13 protein-coding genes and 1 pseudogene are annotated in these 18,609 nt (G+C 72.6%); 4 read left to right on the forward strand and 10 right to left on the reverse strand.

The features are described from left to right. Positions 1-2: 2 nt before the first annotated feature. The 8 genes from J8M50_RS11080 to J8M50_RS11115 form a co-directional block, all read right to left on the reverse strand. Positions 3-1,040, reverse strand: coding sequence for a rod shape-determining protein (locus J8M50_RS11080; protein WP_010354766.1), 1,038 nt, complete (start codon positions 1,038-1,040; stop codon positions 3-5). 178 nt (positions 1,041-1,218) lie between these two features. Further along, a complete protein-coding gene (locus tag J8M50_RS11085; protein WP_010354765.1) occupies positions 1,219-5,319 on the reverse strand; it encodes an SAV_2336 N-terminal domain-related protein in 4,101 nt (1,366 codons plus the stop codon). Continuing rightward, complete coding sequence (locus tag J8M50_RS11090; protein ID WP_059047617.1) at positions 5,309-6,319, reverse strand: AAA family ATPase; 1,011 nt, start codon at positions 6,317-6,319, stop codon at positions 5,309-5,311. The genes J8M50_RS11085 and J8M50_RS11090 overlap by 11 nt, the downstream gene beginning before the upstream one ends. A 32-nt stretch (positions 6,320-6,351) precedes the next feature. Continuing rightward, positions 6,352-8,169 carry a VMAP-C domain-containing protein gene (locus tag J8M50_RS11095; RefSeq protein WP_010354763.1) on the reverse strand — a complete coding sequence of 606 codons (1,818 nt, stop codon included), beginning with the start codon at positions 8,167-8,169 and terminating at the stop codon, positions 6,352-6,354. 9 nt (positions 8,170-8,178) lie between these two features. Continuing rightward, positions 8,179-8,520 (reverse strand): CU044_2847 family protein, encoded by a 342-nt coding sequence (locus J8M50_RS11100; protein WP_010354762.1) that lies wholly within the window; start codon positions 8,518-8,520, stop codon positions 8,179-8,181. Positions 8,521-8,623: 103 nt separating this feature from the next. After that, positions 8,624-10,036: a carboxyl transferase domain-containing protein gene (locus J8M50_RS11105; protein WP_010354761.1), complete on the reverse strand. Its 1,413-nt coding sequence runs from the start codon at positions 10,034-10,036 to the stop codon at positions 8,624-8,626. Then, positions 10,033-11,475: an acyl-CoA synthetase gene (locus tag J8M50_RS11110; protein ID WP_010354759.1), complete on the reverse strand. Its 1,443-nt coding sequence runs from the start codon at positions 11,473-11,475 to the stop codon at positions 10,033-10,035. The genes J8M50_RS11105 and J8M50_RS11110 overlap by 4 nt, the downstream gene beginning before the upstream one ends. Positions 11,476-11,625: 150 nt before the next feature. Then, the gene (locus J8M50_RS11115; protein WP_010354756.1) at positions 11,626-13,071 is read right to left on the reverse strand and encodes an SLC13 family permease; all 1,446 of its coding nucleotides are present in this window, start codon (positions 13,069-13,071) and stop codon (positions 11,626-11,628) included. 321 nt (positions 13,072-13,392) lie between these two features. Between J8M50_RS11115 and J8M50_RS11120 the strand changes: the two genes are divergently transcribed. Next, positions 13,393-14,118, forward strand: coding sequence for a FadR/GntR family transcriptional regulator (locus J8M50_RS11120; protein WP_010354755.1), 726 nt, complete (start codon positions 13,393-13,395; stop codon positions 14,116-14,118). On the opposite strand, the pseudogene J8M50_RS11125 reads toward J8M50_RS11120, so the two are convergent. Further along, a pseudogene (locus tag J8M50_RS11125) lies at positions 14,115-15,124 on the reverse strand (MerR family transcriptional regulator). The gene J8M50_RS11120 and the pseudogene J8M50_RS11125 overlap by 4 nt on opposite strands. Before the next feature lie 194 nt (positions 15,125-15,318). Here J8M50_RS11125 and J8M50_RS11130 point away from each other — a divergent pair. Beyond that, positions 15,319-16,185 carry an ATP-grasp domain-containing protein gene (locus J8M50_RS11130; RefSeq protein ID WP_010354753.1) on the forward strand — a complete coding sequence of 289 codons (867 nt, stop codon included), beginning with the start codon at positions 15,319-15,321 and terminating at the stop codon, positions 16,183-16,185. 9 nt (positions 16,186-16,194) lie between these two features. Here the strand turns inward: J8M50_RS11130 and J8M50_RS11135 are convergent, their stop codons facing one another. Next, the gene (locus J8M50_RS11135) at positions 16,195-16,824 is read right to left on the reverse strand and encodes a hypothetical protein (protein WP_010354752.1); all 630 of its coding nucleotides are present in this window, start codon (positions 16,822-16,824) and stop codon (positions 16,195-16,197) included. Positions 16,825-16,939: 115 nt separating this feature from the next. Here J8M50_RS11135 and J8M50_RS11140 point away from each other — a divergent pair, with 115 nt between their 5' ends. Further along, positions 16,940-17,713, forward strand: a complete 774-nt coding sequence (locus tag J8M50_RS11140) for an IclR family transcriptional regulator (protein WP_010354751.1) — start codon at positions 16,940-16,942, stop codon at positions 17,711-17,713. Beyond that, positions 17,713-18,555: an SMP-30/gluconolactonase/LRE family protein gene (locus J8M50_RS11145; RefSeq protein WP_010354750.1), complete on the forward strand. Its 843-nt coding sequence runs from the start codon at positions 17,713-17,715 to the stop codon at positions 18,553-18,555. The genes J8M50_RS11140 and J8M50_RS11145 overlap by 1 nt, the downstream gene beginning before the upstream one ends. Positions 18,556-18,609: the final 54 nt, after the last annotated feature.

An 18,609-nucleotide genomic window follows, 5' to 3' on the forward strand; every position in this document is an offset into this window, starting at 1 on the left:
TTTCAGGCGCTCAGCGGGGCCAACTCCATGGGCTGGATGCGGCCTTCGAGCATCATGCCGAGCCCTTGCGCCGCGCAGATGTCGGGCCGGTCGGCGATGTGCACCGGCATGCCGGTCGCCTCGCGGAGCATCTGGTCGAAGCCCGGCAGCAGCGCCGAACCGCCGACCATCATGATCCCCCGGTCGGCGAGGTCGGCGACCAGGTCGGGCGGGCAGTTGCGCAACACCCGCCCGATACCGTCGAGTACGGCGGTCAGTGGCGTCTCGATCGCGTCCCGGACGGCGGCCGTGTCGACCTGGACGCACCGCGCGAGACCGGTCGCGACGTCCCTGCCGTGGATCTCCGTCGACGAAGGGCCGTGCGGGGAGAGGCCGTTGCCCGACAGGGCGAGCTGGAGCGGCCGTACCGACTGGCTCGGCAGGATCAACTCGTGCTGGTGGCGCAGGTGTTGGACGATCGCGTGGTCGACTGCCACGCCCCCGACGGGAACCCGCTCGGCGGTGACGATCGCGCCGAGGGAGAGCACCGCGACCTGCGTGGCCGCCGCGCCGCACACCATGATCATGGTCGCCTCGGGCCGCTCGACGGGCAGCCCGCAGCCGATCGCGGCGGCCGTCAGCGTGTCCACCAGCTCCACCCGCCGCGCCCCGAGCCCGACGAGCGTCTCGATCGTCGCGCGCTGCGCCAGCGGGTCGGCGTCGTGCGGGGTGCAGGCGGCGGCCCGCAGGCGCGGCTTGTAGCGCAGCTGGCGGCGGATCTTGTCCCCGAGGAGGTGGCGCAGCATCCGCTGGGCCATCTCGATGTCGACGACCGTCCCGCCGGACACCGGCCGCACCACCCGGATGTAGTCGGGCGTGCGCCCGGTCATCTTCTCGGCGAACTCGCCGACCGCGATCAGCGCGCCGGTACGGGTGTTGACGGCGGCGGCCGACGGCTGGTCGACGACGAGCCCGGCCCCCTTCACGTACACCCGCGTCCGCGCCGCGCCCAGGTCGACGGCGAAGTGGCAGCGGCGCAACTGTTCCAAGCTGGCGGTCATGGACAGGTCCTCCCGAGAGCACGACCGCCGGTCGGCGGTCTCCTTCGCATCGTGCGGGCGCGTGGGAGGGGCCGCCTGCTGGGATGGGCCGGGCAGGGAGCGACCGAATGGATGATTTGTCCGAAATGTCCACCACCTCGGATGTAGTGCGTTACCTCTCAAGTATCACTGGGCGCGCTCAGGTACGACCGAGCGTGCGGGCCGCCTCCAGCACCGGTGCCAGCGACCGCACCACCACCTCGCCCCCCGCCTCCCGCAGCCCCTGCTCCACCGTCCGGTTGCGCGCCAGCCCGATGAAGGGCAGCCCCGCCCGCTGCGCCGCCGTCAGCTCGGCGACCGTCGACCCGAGGAACACGGCAGGCCCGGCCTCCTCGCCGAGCGCCCGCCGCAGGCAGTCCGGGTCGGGCATCAGCGCCGCCGGGTCGTCCGCCCGCCCATGGACCCCGGCCAGCGGCAGCCGGTACGGCGCCACGTACCGCCGTACCGCCTCCTCGCAGCAATCGGTTACTACCAGAACCCGCTTCCCCGCCGCGTGCAGCGCCCGGACCAGCGCCACCGCGTTGTGCGTCGTCGGCGCGTCCGGGACAGCGGCCAGCTCCAGTTCGTCGAGCCGCGCCCGCAGGACCGGCCCGACGGGGTCGTGGGCGTAGGTACGTAGTACTTCCAGGGGATGGACGACGTTGTCGCGGGCCTGGGGCGTCCCGAACGGCCGGCCCGCCAGGGCGTCCTCCGGGTTCCGGTGCTCGGCGGCCACCGCCAGCAGCGCGAGCGCCGCCTCGCGGGCCTGCGCCGCCGGGAAGAGCCGGGTGAGCGGGCCGTCGAAGCCGAGCAGGACGGTGGGCGCGGCGAGCAGCGCCATGAGATCGGGCGCCGCCTGTTGTGCAACCGTTTGCTGCGCGTACGGCACTATCCGCACCTCGCAGCTCACCTGGAGCCCCGGCACCGGCCACCGCTTCAGCTCCTTGCCCAGCGCCCGCTCGGCACCCTGGGGGCGGTTGTGGGAGTGGTGGCGGGTGATGCCCGGCGCCCGCTCGGCGACGTACGCGAACAGGGCGTCCGCGACGTGCGGGACTTCCGCGCGGACGAACGCGACCGGGTCCGTCACCCGCCACGTCAGGTGCGCGGACGCCGCGAACCGGGCCTTGCCCGAACTGGGCAGGCCCAGCTCGCGCGTCGCGCTCTGCGGCATGAGGTCCACCTCGTAGTACGTCGCCCTGCCCGGCTGCCGACTCCCGTACGGCTGGGCCGGGTTGAGGAGGGTGAGGGGGGAGTCCGGGAGGGTGTGGACGACGGCCGAGCGGCCCGGCGCGGGGAGGTGCAGCTCGCGCAGGTCCCGGGCCAGGTACGGGCCCTTCACGAGGTCCCGCTCGTCGTCCTCGGGGCGGGGGGCCGGGAGGGGGCAGTACCAGGCCAGCGGCGGGGAGTCGAGGGCCTCGCCGTACAGCGGGCGGAAGCGGTGCGGGCCGTACGCCGCGGAACTCTCGATGAACGACTCGTACAGCGCGGGCGGGACCGTGACGGTCACCTGGGCGGCGGTGGGCGGGGGAGCGGGGGCGTCGTCGAAGGTGACGTGGAGGCGGGGCGGGTCGGTGAGGGTGGCGAGCGGGCCGGGGAGCCAGCGGACGGCCGCCGCGAGGAGGGGGACGAGGTAGGTGTCGGGGGAGATGTCGACGCGGTAGCCCTGAGGTAGTACGCGCGTCTCGTACTCCGTGGGGGTGAGGCCGCCCCGGGAGAGGACCTCGTCCACCACATACTCAAGGGTGATGCGGGACTCGGGAGTGAGGGGGGCGAGAGTCTCGAAACGGAGGGGCTGAGGGGCGCGGACCTGGACCGCCGGGAGGTGCAGGACGTAGCCGTCGGTGACCTCGGCCATGGTGCCGGGACCGAGGAAGCCGACGACCAGCTCGGCGATCAACTCCCTGATACGGGACGCTGATTGGTTCCACTCCGGCAGGACGCGCGCCAGTTCGTCGAACGTCACCCGGTGGCCCCGGTTGTGCAGCAGCTTGACCAGCAGCGCCATCAGTTCGTGGGAGTGGATGTGCTGGGAGACGGAGCCTCGCGTGACCTGTATCGGGGAGGTCGTCTGGATCTGGAGGTGCTCGGACGCGCGAGCCCGGCGCAGTGATTCCTCGGTCTGCCTGGGGTGTTGAGCCAGGAATTCCCGGACGTCCGGCGAGCGCTTCACCAACTCCTGGGTGAGCCGGTGGAGTTCTACGACGTCATCCGCGGGGCGTTTGTCGGCCGCCTCCTGACCGAGCGCAAACCGGCTGATGAGCACGGCGCCGTCCGCACGCAGCAACAGCCCGTTGCCGCCGGTCTGTCCACGCGCCAGACCGGCCGCGTGCAGGGCGTCGAGCCCCTTGCCGACGTCGGTCGCGAGCGCGGCGTACACCGGGACGGACACCCCGGGCCCGCTCCCCAGCATCAGCTCGGACAGCGTCACCCCCTCCACGAACTCCGCGACCAGATAAGGAGTTTGACCCTCCACCCCGTGGTCGAGGACCCGCGCCACATATGGACTGTCGACCCCGGCGAGCGCCCGCGCGCCCTCCGCGAACCGGCCGAGATACTCCGGCTGTTCGGGGTAGAGATGGACGGCGACCCGCTCCCCGGTCCGCGTGTCCACCGCCTCCCGCACCCGCTGCCCCGGACCCCGCTGCCCGAGCACCCGGTACCGCCCGCCGAGGAGCGCGGTTTCCGGCGTCCCGCCGAGCCGGTCGACGGTCTCGCCGCGTACGGTCGCGAACGCCTCCCCGTCCCCCGCCCCGCCGCCCCCGCGCGCCCGGAACGCCCCGGGCGCGAACCCGGCGCGTTCGTCGATCAACTCGCCGATCCGCGCGAGGAATTCACTCGTGCGTCCGCGCACGGTCCGGGGCAGCGTGCGTTGCAGCAACTCCCGTACCCCGGGCCGGAACGCGTACGACCCGGGCGGTCCGTCGACGGCCGTGAGCATCCCGCTGAGGATGACCTCGGCCAGGTGCCGGGGCCGGGGGTCCTTCTGCACCGCGTGCTGCACGAGCCGCATCACCGGCACCGAGGGCGCCGCCAGCGACAGGTGCCCGGCCAGCCGGAACGCCTCCGGGGAGGCAGTGGACTCGAACCGCAGGACGATCTCACGAGCCGTCAGATCCCTTATGTCCGACGCCTCTTCAGGAGCGGCGGGCGTGGTCGTCAGCCAGGCCGCCGCGCCGGGGGTCCGTCCGCCGCCCGGACTCGCCAGCAGCGCCGCCCAGTTGGCGAGCCAGGGCGCGTCCGGTTCCATGACCGGCAGCGCGACGGCGTCCGGTGCGGGGGCGGTGACGTCGGGGTCGTACGGGGTGAAGGCGAGTGCCGACGCCGGGGCCGCGAGGGACGGGGAGGTGAACAGGCCCGGTTCGGCGGGGAGCGCGGTCGGCGGCCACAGGTGCTCGGGGAGGGGCTGAACGACGGCCAGTGGAGCGTGAGTTGCCCAGTGGAGCAGGGTGCGGTACCAGCGGTCGCCGTCCGGGCCCGGGCGCCACTGCGGGCCCATGCAGTCGCTGAGGACGAGGATCGCGGTGCGGCCGTCGGCCGGGGCGATGACGCCACGGGTGCGGCCGTCGGGGGCGAGGGGGTGCAGGGAGACCGTGCGGAAGATGCCCGACTGGGCGAGCGCGGTGTGCAACTCCCGTACCAGCGGCTGCCATACGGGCATCGTCGGGCCCGTGTCGTGCACGAGGCACAGGCGCAGCCAGCGGTCCCGGGCCGGGCGCAGGACCGGGAGCCACACCTCGGGGGAGGCGCCGAGGCGGGCGATGCGGTCGGCGGTCGCGGGCTCGTCGAGGAGGTGCGCGTGGGGGGAGGGGACCGTGCGTTTGAGGGGGCGGAGGGCGCGTTGGAGGGTCAGGGGGTGGGGGAGCATCGGGGGGACGGGGATGCTGAGTGGCTTGCCGCCTGCGGGAGTTCGGGCTTCGGCGGGTGGCTGGGTGGGGGGTTGGGTTTCGGTGGGGGGCGGTGTCGTGGGCGGGGTCCCGTCCGGGTCCGGGTTCGGGTTCGCGTTCGGGAGGTGGAGGGGGACGCGGGGCGGGTCGGAGATCGGAGGGAGGGCGATGGCGGGGTCGGACTGGGCGGGCCAGGGGACGGGCGGTTCGGAACGGACAAGGGGCGTAGGGGAGTTCGGGGACGACGTCTCGGTGTCGTCGCTCAACTGCCGGGCGAACCACAGCACTTCGGCCAGTTCGCGCGGGGTCGGTCCCGTTCCCTCGGCGGCGGCGTCCAGCAGGGCGGCCAGCCGGGCGAGGGAGCCCTCAGAGTCCATCCGCGTCCGCCACCGCGTCCAGGTAGGGCATGAGCCGCTCCGCCAGCTCGCTGCGGTCGGCGGCTTCCAGACCCGTGACTCCGGTCAGGTAAAGGGCGTTGAGGAGCTGGTCGGTCGCCAGGTCGCCGTTCGTGGCGCGTTCCAGGAAGCGTTCGATCAGCGGCTCCGCCTCGGCGGTCGGCGTATCCAGGTGCGCGCGGACGATGTCGGTGAGCTGGGCGCGGTCGGGGCGCCGCAGCCGCAGCCGTACGCAGCGGCGCAGGAACGCGGGCGGGAACTCGCGCTCGCCGTTGCTGGTGAGGACGACGAAGGGGAACGCGCGGCAGCGGACCCGGCCCCGGGTGATCTCCACGGGGGTCTCGGAGCCGTCCGCGAGGACCTCCACGGTCGGGCCGTCGTCCGCCGACAGCCGTGCGGCGCGCAGGAGTTCGGGGATGTCGTACTGGCCCTCCTCCAGGACGTTCAGCAGGTCGTTCGGCAAGTCCAGGTCGCTCTTGTCGAGTTCGTCGACCAGCAGGACGCGCGGCTGCTCGTACGGCAGCAGGGCGGTGCCCAGGGGGCCGAGGCGCAGGTGGTCCTCGACGCCGTCGTGCGCCTCGTCCTTGCGGGCCGCGTAGAGGCGGGACAGCGGGTCGTAGCGGTAGAGGCCGTCCGTGAGGGTGCTGCGGCTCGTGATGTTCCAGCGCAGCACCGGGCCGAGCCCCAACTCCCTTGCCACCGCGTACGCGAGGGACGACTTGCCGGTGCCGGGCGGGCCGGTGACCAGGAGCGGGCGGCGCAGGATCAGGGCGGCGTTGACGAGTTCGACGCTCTCCGGGGCGGCGACGTACGTGCGGGCGCGGTGGACGCGGTCGGGGGAGACCGCCGACTCGTCGTCCGCGTCGCGCGGCGCGGGCAGGACGGGGGCGCCGTCGAACGCGCGCCACGGCGGCGGGGCGGGCAACTCCCGGATTCCGGCGTGGGGTTGGTTCGAGCCGGTGTAGACGGACCAGTGCGGCATGCGAGTCGGGCTCTTCTCGTGGGTCGTGTCGGTCAGGCCACCGGCGAGTGGCTGTGGGCCGTGGGCAGGTCGGGGAACAGCCTCGGGTCGTCCCACAGGAGCTGGATGCCCCGCGCCCAGTGTTCCTCCTCGGCCGCCGCCTCCTCACGCAATTCCATGATGTGGCGCGGGAGTTCGGCGGGCGGGACCCCGGACACGCGCGAGTCCAGCTGGTCCAGGAACGTCTTGCCCGCGCAGCCGACGCCGCCCGCGCACTCCTCCTGCGGGCCGCTGTCGCAGCCCTCGCGGGACCACACGACGATCGGCGCGGGGGCGACGAGCGTGACGTCGAAGTGCGCGCGGGTGCGCTGCGCGGCCGGGGCGGTGGAGAAGCCCGCGAGGCAGGCGTCCGGTCTCCGCAGCCGCATGCGCAGCTTCCCCGGCTCCTCGGTGTTCCCGCACTCGACGCGGTCGACTCGCGCGCCCGGTACGGAGTCCAGCCGCTTCCACGCGCGGGTCAGGACGTGGCGGGTGCTGTTCCTGCGGCGCGCGTGGTCCGTGACGACCAGGGGGAACGAACAGCCCAGCGGCGTCTCGTCGTCGGGGCCGCTGGGCCACCGGTCCACCGGCAGATCGAGCCAGTTGCGGGGCAGCGCGAACGCGATCAGCTCGTCCGCGCCCGGCGTCAGGAATCCGAACGCCGCCTCGATCTGGCGCTGTACGTACTCCGCGAGCCCGTCCTTCGACACGGTGTCCGAGCCGATCGGGTGCCGGCGGCCACCGCTGTAGGCCGACACCTCGACGCGGACGCGGTCGTCGCCGGCGCCGCTGTGGTGGAGGTCTACGAGGATGGGGGCCCATTCGGGGGGTGCGCCGGGCGGGGTGAACGGGGTGTCGGGAGAGGTGGGTTGCGTGCCCGACGAGGTGAATGGGGTGCCTGGGTGGGTGGGTTGCGTGTCCGGCGGGGTGAACGGGGCCTCGGGTGAGGTGAGTTGCGTGCCGTACGCGGTCAGCAGCGCTTCCAGTCGCTCCGCGAACCGCACCACCGTCCCCACCGCCTCCTCGCCCTCCAGCTCCGACAGCACGAACAGCGCCGCCGACCGCAGGGAGGAGAAGCCGTCCTCCGGTGGTCTCGGGTCGAGCGGGTCGCGTACGGCGTTGTAGAGCCGCGTCCAATTGCCGCCCAGGCCCGCCGACTCGGCCCGCTCCACGAGCCGGTACAGCCGGGCCCGGTCGGCGGGGCGGTGACCGGCGACCGGGATCAGACCGTCGAGGTCGCGCCAGTACCGCTTCATCACCTCGGTCGGCATCATCCGCCCGTTGGACACCCCGCGCGCCCCGGCGGCGGCCGTCACCATGCCGACGACCTCGCCCGTGTCCTCCAGCGCGACGGCCGCTCCGCTGAACCCCGGCGCGAGCGACTGCCCGCCCTGCTGCCAGGACTCCAGCTGGTTCCACTCGTCGCTGATCAACTGCCGTGAAGTGGCCCGGTACTCGGCGATCGTCCCCTCGTCGAAACCGGCGGGGAAACCGTAGACGACGAGTTTCCTCGGGCCCCCGTCCGCCGCCCTCCCGTGCACCGCCCCCGGCGGGGCCAGCACCGCGGGAGTGATACCGGCGTCCCTCTCAAGTCGTAGTACGGCGACGTCCCCACGATCGTGACCCGCCCGCGCGCTCCAGCCGCCGTGTGCCAGAAGTCGTACGGGTACGGGGTCGGTGCCGGGGCGCTCGGTGAACGACACCGTGAGCCCGTCCGTCCGGCCGTCCAGGACATGCGCGCAGGTCACGACCGTGTCCGGGGTGACCAGGAAACCGGCGCCCAGGACCCTGCCGGACGCCTCGACCCGGGCGTGCCACGCGGCGCTCTTCATCGGTGGCTCTCACTCTGCGGGGGTAGCGGGGGAGTCCGAGGGCGACGCCCCCCACGTCAGCTTCACCACCAGATGGCCCTCGCTGGTCCCCTTGGCGATGATCGCGCCCGCCTCGGCGGACAGCTTGACACCGAACTCGATCTCCACGCCGTCCGGCTTCAGCGCGCCCTCCCGGAACACCCGCAGCGCCGACTGCGCGGCCGTCCGTACGCCGTCCAGCGCGGCCTCGAACGTCCTCGCCGCCTGCACGCTGCCGTCCCGCGACGCCAGCCGCGAACCGCCCCGCTCGTCGACGGCCTCGACGGCGACGACCGCGCCGTCCTCCGTCTTGAACTCCACGAGCCCTTCCATGACGCCCCCGTAGTACGTGCCTCAGTGCACTCCCATTGTTACGTACGGTACTTGAGATTGTCGCGCTGTCCTGCGTGTTCCTCTTGTGAACGCGGTGGGTTTCTCATGGCCGGCGGTCATCCGTTCGGATCACGCCCAGCGCGGCCAAGTCCTGCGGCCTGATCCGGAGTTGACCGGCCGTCGCCTCGACCTCCTCCGGCGGGCGTTTCAGGATCGCGGCGGCCAACTCCGGTGCGATGACGGAGAAGTAGCTGTCCGGCGTCGCCCAGGTCCGGCCGGGCGCGGCCAGCGCGAGCGCCCCGCCGGAGCCGCCCTCGCCGATGACGAGCGTCGTGACCGGCGTGCCCACCTCGGCGACGGCCGTGAACAGTTCGGCGATCGCCGCGCCCGCCCCCTGCCGCTCGGCCTCCGCGTCGTTCGCCGCGCCCAGCGTGTCCACCAGCGTCAGCACCGGAATGCCGAGCCGGTCCGCGAGCCTGATCAGCCGTACGGCGGTCCGGTACCCGGCGGGCCGCGTCGCCGCGCCGGTCTGGGCGGCGAAGGCGACGACCTGCCCGTCCGGCCGCAGCCCGAACCCGCAGAGGATGCCCTCGGGGTCGGTGCCGCCGCAGCGGTCGCCGCTGATCTCGGCCCGGTGGGTGAAGTAGGTGTCCAAGTAGGCGTGGGCGCGGGGGTGTTGGGGGGAGCGGGCGCGCTGGACCGCGTCCCAGCCGGAGAGGGGGAGGTCTGTGGCGCCGAGGGGGGTGGGGACCGGGGCGGGGCGGGGCGCTGCGGGCGTCGAAGTGTTCGGCGACGGCAGGGAGTTGGATGGTGCGGTCGCTTCCGGAGCCGACGGGGTGGCGGTCGGCCGGGCGCTCAGCAGCCGTAGCCACAGCCCCAGCGTCTCCCGCAACTCCTCCGGACGTACGACCGCGTCGGCCGAGCCCGCCGCCACCTGGGCCTCCGCCGTGTACGCGGCCGGGTCCGCGTCCGGCGGGCGAACTCGGGAGCCCGCGAAGCCCACTTGGGCGCCCGGCAGGGCGAGGATCACGTCCGCGCCCGCGCCGAGGGTCGCCCAGCCGCCGCCGGTCGTCGGGTCGCGCAGGACCGCGATCTGCGGCAGGCCCGCCGCCCGGGTGAGCGCCGACTCGCGGGCGACGCGCTGGAGTTGGGTGAGCGCGAGCATGCCCTCCTGCATCCGGCTGCCGCCGGTGGCGACGAGGGGGACGACCGGGAGCCGGTGCGCGCGGGCGTGCCGGTACGCCGACTCCAGCCGGTCGCCGGTGCGTTCGCCGAGGGAGCCGCCGAGGAAGCCGAACTCGAAGGCGATCAGGACGACTTGGGTGCCTTCGATGTCCGCGGTGCCGCAGACCACGGACTCGCTCTCGCCCGTACGCCCGGCGGCACGGGCGAGCGAGGCGTCGTAGCCCTCCCAGCCGAGCGGGCCGTCGGGCGCCGACTCCTTGTCGGGGTACGGGAGTTCGGTGAACGTGTCGGTGACGAGCGCGATGACCTCGCGGGCGGAGAAGCGGGTCACGAGGCCAGCGCCCGCTTCATGATCTTCCCCATGTCGTTGCGGGGCAGGGCGTCGAGGTAGTGGACGACCCGGGGACGCTTGTGCGGAGCCAGCCGGGACGCGACGTGATCCGCCAACTCTTTGGCCGACGGCCGGTGTTCGGAGTCGCTCGGCACGATCCACGCCACGATCCGCTCGCCGAGGTCCGCGTCCGGCTCCCCGGTCACCGCGGCCTCCCGTACCCCCGGGTGTTCGAGGAGCGCGTTCTCGATCTCGCCCGCCCCGATCTTGTAACCCCCGCTCTTGATCAGGTCGGTGGCCTTGCGCCCGACGATGCGGACATAGCCGTCGGGGTCGCGCACCGCCATGTCGCCGGTGCGGAACCAGCCGTCCGGGGTGAACGCGGTGGCGGTCGCGTCGGGGCGGTTCAGGTACTCGGTGAACAGGTTGGCGCCGCGCACCTGGATCTCGCCGACGCGCTCCGCGTCGTACCCGTCGATCACCGTCCCGTCCTCCTCGACCAGCCTCAACTCGACGCCGGGCAGCGGGAGTCCGACGGTTCCGGCGCGGGCCTCGCCGTCCGCGCGGACGCTCGTGTTCATCAGGGTCTCCGTCATGCCGTACCGCTCGACGACCCGGCGGCCCGTGGCCCGCGCGATCCGCTCGTGGTCGTGCACGGGGAGCGCCGCCGAACCGCTCACCAGCAGGCGGGCGTTGGTGAGCGCCTTCACCAACTCCGGTTCGGCCGGGAGGGATTCGGCGATGCGGTGGTACATCGTCGGGACGCCGAACAGCATCGTCGCGCCGTCGTTCAGCTCCTTCGCCACGCCCTCGGTGGAGAAGCGGCCCAGGTGGCGGACGCTGCCGCCGCGCCGCAGGGGGCCGAGCGTGCCGAGGACCAGGCCGTGCACGTGGAACAGGGGCAGGCCGTGCACCAGGACGTCCTCGCCGGTCCACTGCCAGGCGTCGGCGAGCGCGTCCAGGGTGTGGGTGATCGCCCGGAGGGGCAGGACCGCGCCCTTCGGCGGGCCCGTCGTACCGGACGTGTAGACCACGAAGGCGGGGGAGTCGGGGCCGAAGCTGTCCTCGGGGAGGGTGCCGGTGGCCCGGACGTCGACCTCGACCCGCTCGAACTGCCGTAGCGCCTCGGGGAGTTCGGTGCCCGGTGCGGTCAGGACCAGGGTGGGGGCGCTGTCGGACAGGATGTGCCGCAGCTCCTTGTCACCCGACTTCGGGTTCAGCGGCACGGCGGTGCCGCCCGACAGCAGCACCCCCACGACCGCGACGGCGGTCTCCAGCTCCGGCGTCGCCCACACCGCGACCCGGCGCCCCCCTGCCAGCCGCTGCGCGACGGCCCCGGCCGCCGCCGCGAGCTGCGCGTACGTCAGGGAGCGTGGGCCGAAGGAGAGGGCCGGCCGGTCGGACGGGGCGTCGGTCAGGGCGGGGAAGAGAGGGGACACGCGTCGTACTCCTTGCTGTTCTGCGTCGGGCGTCGGGCGTCGGGCGTTTGGTGTCGGTCGGTCGGTGTCAGGCGTTCGGTCTTCGGTGGGGGTCATACCCGTAGCCCGGAAGTACTAGGGGTACTACGGGTATGACGGGTACCACGCGGCTCACCCGAAGCCCGGCACGACCATCACCAGCCATGCCACCGCGGGTACCACCGCGACCACGATCCCCCCGTAGATCATCAACTGCCGGAAGAAACGCTCACGGTCGACGTCCGGCGCCGCGGCCAGTACCAGCGCGCCGTTCGTCGAGAACGGGCTCACGTCCACCACCGTCGCCGACACCGCCAGCGCGCACACCATCCCGACCGCCCCGATCTCGCCCTGCGCGAGGAACGGCACGGCGAGCGGGATCAGCGCGCCCATGATGCCGACGGACGAGGCGAACGCCGAGACCAGCGCGCCGATATAGCACAGCAGCACCGCCGCGAGCAGCGGTACCCCGATGCCGCCGACGCCCTCACCGGCCCAGGTGATCGTGCCCATCTGGTCCAGCACGCCGACGTACGTCAGCACTCCGCAGATCAGCAGCACCGTCGACCACGCGATCTCCCCGACCGCCTTGCGGCTGTCCGCCGGCCACGCCGTGCTCAGCACCACGGCCAGCGTGATCGCGGTGAGCCCCGCGTCCAGGTCGAGCACCAGCACGGCGAGCACCAGCGCGACCAGCGAGACGAGGGTCGCGATCCGGGCCGGGTTCAGCCGGACCCCGTCCGACGTGTCCTCCGCCGCCGTACGGGGAATGGTCTGGATGGGGGCGTTCGCACCCGTAGTACCCGTAATACCTCCGGGGGACCCGCCAGTTGACGCCCCCTCGGCGCTCTCGGCCGTGCCGGACCCGCCGCCGGACGGCCCCGTCATACCCGTAGTCCCCGTAGCTCCCGTAGCTCCCGTAGTACCTGAGGACTCCACGCCCCCCGTACCCCCGACCGGCACCACCCCCTGCCGCCACAGCTTCCGCCCGCCGCACGCCAGGAACACCACCCCGGCGATGACGAGGTTCGCGAACAGCGACGCGAGGAACAGTGCGATCTCGTTCCCGGGCAGCTTCTCGCGTTCGACGATGCCGTTGACGATCGTGCCGTAGATGCTGATCGGCGAGAAGCCGCCGCCCTGCGCGCCGTGCACGACCATCGCGCCCATCAGCAGCGGGCTGATCCCGTACTGCGCGGCGAAGCTGAGCGCGACCGGCGCGACGATCGCGACCGCCGCCGGACTCACCGCGCCGATGCCGGTGAGCGCGCCGGTCAGCGCGAACATCACCCACGGGATGAGCGCGACGCGCCCGCGCACGAGCCGGATCGCCGCGTGCACCAGCCAGTCGGTGGTGCCGTTGGCGCGGGCGATCGCGAAGAGGTACGTCACGCCGACCAGGACGACGAACAGGTCACCGGGGAAGCCGGCGAAGATGCCGTCCGCGTCGAGGTCGGCGACGAGTTCACCGACGCCGAAGGCCGCGGCGAACGCGAGTGCGCCCATGTTGACGGAACGGGTGGTGGCGATGACGAACACGACCACCAGGACGAGGATCGAGATGAGTTCGGGGGACATACGGGCTCCCGTCGTTGGGTCCCGGAGCGGCAGGGGTGGGGTGGGAGTGGGGGCGGCCGAGTGGCTGAGTGGCTGAGCCACCCAGTGGGCAAGCGGCCGAGTGGTTCATTGGCTGAGTGGCTGAGCCACTTTTGGGAGTGGTCGAGTGGCTGAGCCACTTTCTTGTGTCGGCTGATTAGATTGCGCGGCTCGACGGCCGTCAAGAGGGTGCGCGAGAATTGGCTCAGCCACTTGACCACTCAGCCACTCAACCACCCGTCCACCGAGCCACTTCGGCCCAGCCTCCCGATGCTAGGCTCCCGCCCGAAAGAGGGGGATCCCGTGAACGACGCCCTGCGGCCGATGATGAAGCAGCGCCTGTACGAGCAGGTGCTCGACCGGTTGCGGCAGTACGTGGTCGACGGCGGACTCGCCGCCGGGGACCGGCTCCCGCCGGAGCGGGATCTCGCCCAGCGGCTCGGGGTCAGCCGGGCCTCCGTCAAGCAGGCGATCGTGGTCCTGGAGGTGCAGGGCCTGGTCGAGGCGCGGCACGGCGGTGGGACGTACCTCGTGCGCGACAGCCTCGACGTCGAGCCCGTCGACCGGATGGTCGAGCGGCGCAGGCGGCTGCCGGACGTGCTGGAGGCGCGCGAGGCGCTGGAGACGAAACTCGCCGAACTCGCCGCCGAGCGGCGCACCGAGGAGGACCTCGACGCCATGCGGGCCGCCCTCGCGCACATGGCCGAGGAGATCGAGTCCGGCGCTCCCGGCATCGAGGGCGACCGGCTCTTCCACTCCGCCGTGACGGCGGCGGCGCACAGTGCGCTGCTCGCGGAGTTCATGCGGTCCATCGCCGAGCAGATCGCCGAGAGCCGTACGGAGTCGCTGCGTCAGCCGGGGCGGCCGAGCCGGTCGTGGGCTCAGCATCAGGCCATCTTCGACGCGATCGCCGAGCGCAACGCGCGCAAGGCGGCGACCGCGATGCGTACGCATGTCCGGACGGTGGCGAAGGTGCGGCTCCTGGACTGGGAACCGGCGGAGGCCGAGACAGACGCCGAGGACGTCTAGGCCGCCGGTTCAGCCGTCTCCGCCGGCTCCGTCAGGTCCGCGACCGCGCAGCTCACGTTGTCCTCGCCGCCAGCCGCGTTGGCCGCGTCGATCAGGGCGCGGGTGGCGTCGTCCGGGGTCGTGGCCGTTGTGAGGACGGCGCGGATCTGGTCCTCGGGTACTACCCGGGTAAGACCGTCGGAACAGAGAAGGTAGCGGTCGCCGGGGCGGGCCTCGTGGAGGTGTAGGTCGGGAGTACCTATGGTGCTTCCCCTTCCGTCGAGGGACTTCAGCAGCAGCATGCGGTCCGGGTGGGAGAGGGCCTCCTCCTCGGTGAGGCGTCCCTCGTCCAGGAGGGACTGGACGACGCTGTGGTCGTGGGTGATGCGGAAGAGACCCGTACCCCTCAGGAGGTAGGCGCGGGAGTCACCGATGTGAACCAGGCCGAGGCGGCTGCCGGTCCACAGCAGGGCGGTCAGGGTCGTACCGCTGTCCTCGCCCCCCTCGGTGGCGTTGCGGACGGCCTCGGTCGCGGAGGTGACGGCGTCCTCCAGGAGGCCGAGGACGCCGCCGGACGGGAGGCGTTCGGTGTCGAGGGCGCGCAGGGCGGCTACGGCCGCGCCGCTCACGGTGTCGCCCGCCGTGCCGTAGCCGTCGGCGACGGCCAGGAGGCGGTGGTCGGCGTAGGCGGTGTCCTGGTTGGTGGGGCGGATGAGGCCGCAGTCCGAGCGGGTGTGGTGGTGGAGTTCGAGCACAGTGGTGTCCTTCCTGGGTAGGGGGGAGAGGTGGTCCACGAGGTATTCCGCGAGATATTCCGCGAGGTCGCGGATGAGGGCGAGCGGCATGCCGAGGCGGCGCAGCCATGCCACCAGGCGGGCCTGGTCCAACTGCTCCGGTGTGTACAGGCGGTAGCCGGTGTCGGGGTCCACGTGTGCGGGGCGCAGCAGGTCCAGTTCGTCGTACAGGCGCAGGGCCTTGGGGAGAGGCGGCAGGCCCGGGCGAAGGCGCCGATCGTCAGCAGAGGCATCCGGTTCCTTCGGGGTGCGGCTCGGGGGCGGTCCGGTGTCGATGCTGGGGGTTCACCGAGGGGGAAGGTCAAGCGCCGGGTGGGGTAGGTCATACCTGAGGGCTACGGGGGTCCCGTTGGCCGTGGGGGCGGGCCCGGATCTACAGTTCAAAGGCGTCTGTGGCTCATACCGTCGTACGAAAGTAGGGGTCCCCGTGCCTCGTATCGCGCTCGTCACCTGCCGTCCCGGACCCGAGGTCGTCGCCGATCCCGATCTGCCGGGGCTGGTCGCGGCGCTGCGGTCGGCCGGGGCCGAGGCGGAGGCGGTGGTCTGGGACGACCCCGAGGTCGACTGGGCGTCCTTCGACCTCGCCGTCATACGGTCGACCTGGGACTACTCCTGGCGGGCGGCGGAGTTTCTGGCCTGGACGGGCAAGTGTGCGAGCCTCACGCAGCTCGCCAACCCGGCGGAGATCGTGCGGTGGAACGCCGACAAGCGGTACCTGGGGGAGCTCGCGGCGGCCGGCGTCGCCACCGTCCCCACCAGGTATGTGGCGCCGGGTGAGACTCCGGAGCTACCCCGCGAGTACGAGTACGTCGTCAAACCCACCTCCGCCGGCGGCGCACGCTTCGCCGCGCGCTACACCCCCGACGGCCACGACACCGCCGTACGCCATATCGAGCGGATGCACGCCGAGGGGTTCACGGCGATGATCCAGCCGTACGTGCGCAGCATCGACGCCAACGGGGAGCGGGCGCTCCAGTTCTTCGGGGGGCGGCTGCTGCACGTCAGTCGCAAGGGGGCGGTGCTCGCTCCGGGGACGGCGTACGACGCGGACAAGGTCGCGCATCCGGGGCTGACCGTGTGGGAGCCGACCGAGGCCGAACTCGCCACCGCCGAGCGGGCGTTGGCCGCCGTCCCCGGGGGTGAGGAGCTGCTGTACGCGCGGGTCGACCTCGTCGACGGGGACGACGGGCGGCCCTGCGTGATGGAGCTGGAACTCGTCGAGCCGAACCTGTTCCTGTCGCTGCACACCGGGTCGGTGGACCGGGTCGTGGCGGCGGTGCTGGAGCGGGTGTGAGCGCGCGGCTCAGTCTCTGACCGCGACCCGTTGCAGGAGGCCCCAGGTGAACTCCGCCACCACCTGGCGGGGTGCCCCCTGCTCGTCGGGGGCCGTAAAGGACAGGCCCCAGCGGGTAGGGGCGGTGCCCTCCAGCGGGCGGGCCGGGGCGAAGGCGGTGGCCGCCTCGTCGACCGTGCAGGACCAGGGGGTGAGGTCGGGGAGTCCCTCCAGGGTAGGGGGAGGGGTACCGGGGGAGCGGATCAGCCATTCGTTCCAGATCGCGCCCGTGGGAGAGAGCAGGACCTCGAAGCGCAGGGTGGGCCACAGGGGGACCGGCCAGAGCCAGGACTCGCAGGTCAGGTCGCCGATACGGCGGGTGGACGTGGTCTCCGGGGCACCCAGAAACGTACGGATGGGGGTCCCCCCTGTTCGAGCGGAGCCGAGAACTTGGGGGAGGCTTGCCGCCGCGCGGCCTCGGGGTGCGTGCCGCATCGCCTGCCAGCGCTTGTTCGCCTCGCGCATCTCCCCTGCGGAGGCGCCGAGTTGGTGGCGCGCCTCGTCCACCAGGCCGGGGTTGTGGTCGGCCATGCGGCGCAGCAGGACGAGCTGGAAGTCGAGCGGGGTGAAGGGGTGCGGGGTGGGTGGCATGTCCCCCATTGTGGATCGGGTCTTTTCACGACCATTGCCCGGTCGGTGGCTTCTGATTAGCCTGTGTTCGTCATCCCGATCGACTGTTGAAATATCGAACACACTTATAGGGAGGGGGCCGGCCGTGGGACGTCTGGTACCTGCCGTAACCCGGGCTCTGGACATTCTGGAGCTTTTCCTCGACGGGGACGGCACGCTCTCCGCCCCTGACATCGTGCGCCGGCTCCAGCTTCCGCGCACCACCGTGCACGAACTCGTCACCACTCTCGCCGCCCGGTCGTACATCGTGCCGGTGCCCGGCCAGCCCGGACGGTACCGGCTCGGCGTACGGCCGTACCAGCTCGGCAGCCGGTACGCGGAGCAGCTCGACCTCGCGGCGGAGGGGCAGAACGTCGCCCGGTCCGTCGCCGAGACCTGCGACGAGACCGTGCACGTCGCGATCCTCGAAGGCGCGGACGTCATCTACATCGCCAAGGTCGACTCGACGCACGCGGTGCGGATGGTCTCCGCCGCCGGACGGCGCCTTCCCGCGCACTGCACGTCCGTGGGGAAGATGCTGCTCGCCTCGCTCCACGAGCACGAGCTGAACGTACGGCTGCCGGTGGACGCCGAGTTGGTGCGGATGACGCCCAACAGCATCACCGAACCAGGGGCGTTGAGGGAGGCGCTCGCCGTCATTCGTGAGCGGGGTGTCGCGGTGGAGAGCAGGGAGTCGAACCCCGACGTGAGCTGTGTCGCCGCGCCGGTCCGGGACCGTACCGGGCAGGTCGTCGCCGCGCTCTCCATCTCCGTCCCGATGATCCGGTGGAGCGACGAACGGCGGGTGGAACTGGAGCAGTTGGCGGCCAAGGGCGCCGTCGACCTGTCGGAGCGGCTCGGATACCGGAGCGTGACGTGATGGGGTACGAAGTAGCGGTACGGGCCGAGGCGACCCTCGGCGAGGGGCCCACGTGGGACGCGGACGCGGGCAGGCTGCTGTGGCTCGACATCCTCGGGTCGCGGGTCTACTCGTACGACCCGTCGAGCGGGCGGCAGACCCTGCGCACGACCGACCAGCACGTCGGCGCCGCCAAGCCCCGGGCCGGCGGTGGGCTCGTCCTCAACCTCCGTGACGGCGTGGGCCTGTTGGACCCCGACGACACCTTCCGCTGGCTGCACCGCGAGGTCGTCCCCGGCCGTCGCGCGAACGACGCGGCCGTCGCCCCCGACGGGACGCTGTGGGCCGGCACGATGCGCTACGACGAGGCACCGGGCGGCGGCACGCTGGCCCGCTTCGGCCCAACGGGCCTGCTGGAGACGGTCCTTGACGACGTCGCCGTCAGCAACGGCACAGGCTGGAGCCCCGACGGGACGCTCATGTACTACGTCGACTCGCCCACCCGCCGTGTCGACGTCTTCGACTACGACGGCGAACGGGTGAGCGGGCGGCGGGAGTTCGTGACGATCGAGGACGGCGCCGGATTCCCGGACGGTCTCACGGTCGACGCGGACGGCTGCGTGTGGGTCGCGCTGTGGGACGGCGGTGCGGTACGCCGCTACACCCCCGAGGGGAAGCTGGACCGGGTGATCTCCTTGCCCACGCCGCGCGTTACGGCCTGTGCGTTCGGCGGGCCCGACCTGAGCGACCTGTACATCACGACCGCGCGGATCGGACTCACGGATCCGCACCCGGTCGCGGGCTCGCTGCTGGTGGTGCCCGGGGCGGGGAAGGGGCTGGAGCTTCCCGCGTTCGCGGGGTGAGGGAAGGCGATCTGAGCAGTGGCGGGGCGGGGCCGGCTTTCGGGCCCCGCCCCG

Origin of the sequence: Streptomyces acidiscabies, assembly GCF_020010905.1 — a bacterium.
In the GTDB taxonomy this organism is placed as follows: Bacteria; Actinomycetota; Actinomycetes; order Streptomycetales; family Streptomycetaceae; genus Streptomyces; species Streptomyces acidiscabies.

What these genes read in the sequence shown, in the direction of transcription:
- J8M50_RS11080 (WP_010354766.1), bottom strand. Translation starts at nt 1,040, where the DNA reads ATGACCGCCAGCTTGGAACAGTTGCGCCGCTGCCACTTCGCCGTCGAC.
- J8M50_RS11085 (WP_010354765.1), bottom strand. Translation starts at nt 5,319, where the DNA reads ATGGACTCTGAGGGCTCCCTCGCCCGGCTGGCCGCCCTGCTGGACGCC.
- J8M50_RS11090 (WP_059047617.1), bottom strand. Translation starts at nt 6,319, where the DNA reads ATGCCGCACTGGTCCGTCTACACCGGCTCGAACCAACCCCACGCCGGA.
- J8M50_RS11095 (WP_010354763.1), bottom strand. Translation starts at nt 8,169, where the DNA reads ATGAAGAGCGCCGCGTGGCACGCCCGGGTCGAGGCGTCCGGCAGGGTC.
- J8M50_RS11100 (WP_010354762.1), bottom strand. Translation starts at nt 8,520, where the DNA reads ATGGAAGGGCTCGTGGAGTTCAAGACGGAGGACGGCGCGGTCGTCGCC.
- J8M50_RS11115 (WP_010354756.1), bottom strand. Translation starts at nt 13,071, where the DNA reads ATGTCCCCCGAACTCATCTCGATCCTCGTCCTGGTGGTCGTGTTCGTC.
- J8M50_RS11135 (WP_010354752.1), bottom strand. Translation starts at nt 16,824, where the DNA reads ATGGGGGACATGCCACCCACCCCGCACCCCTTCACCCCGCTCGACTTC.
- J8M50_RS11145 (WP_010354750.1), top strand. Translation starts at nt 17,713, where the DNA reads ATGGGGTACGAAGTAGCGGTACGGGCCGAGGCGACCCTCGGCGAGGGG.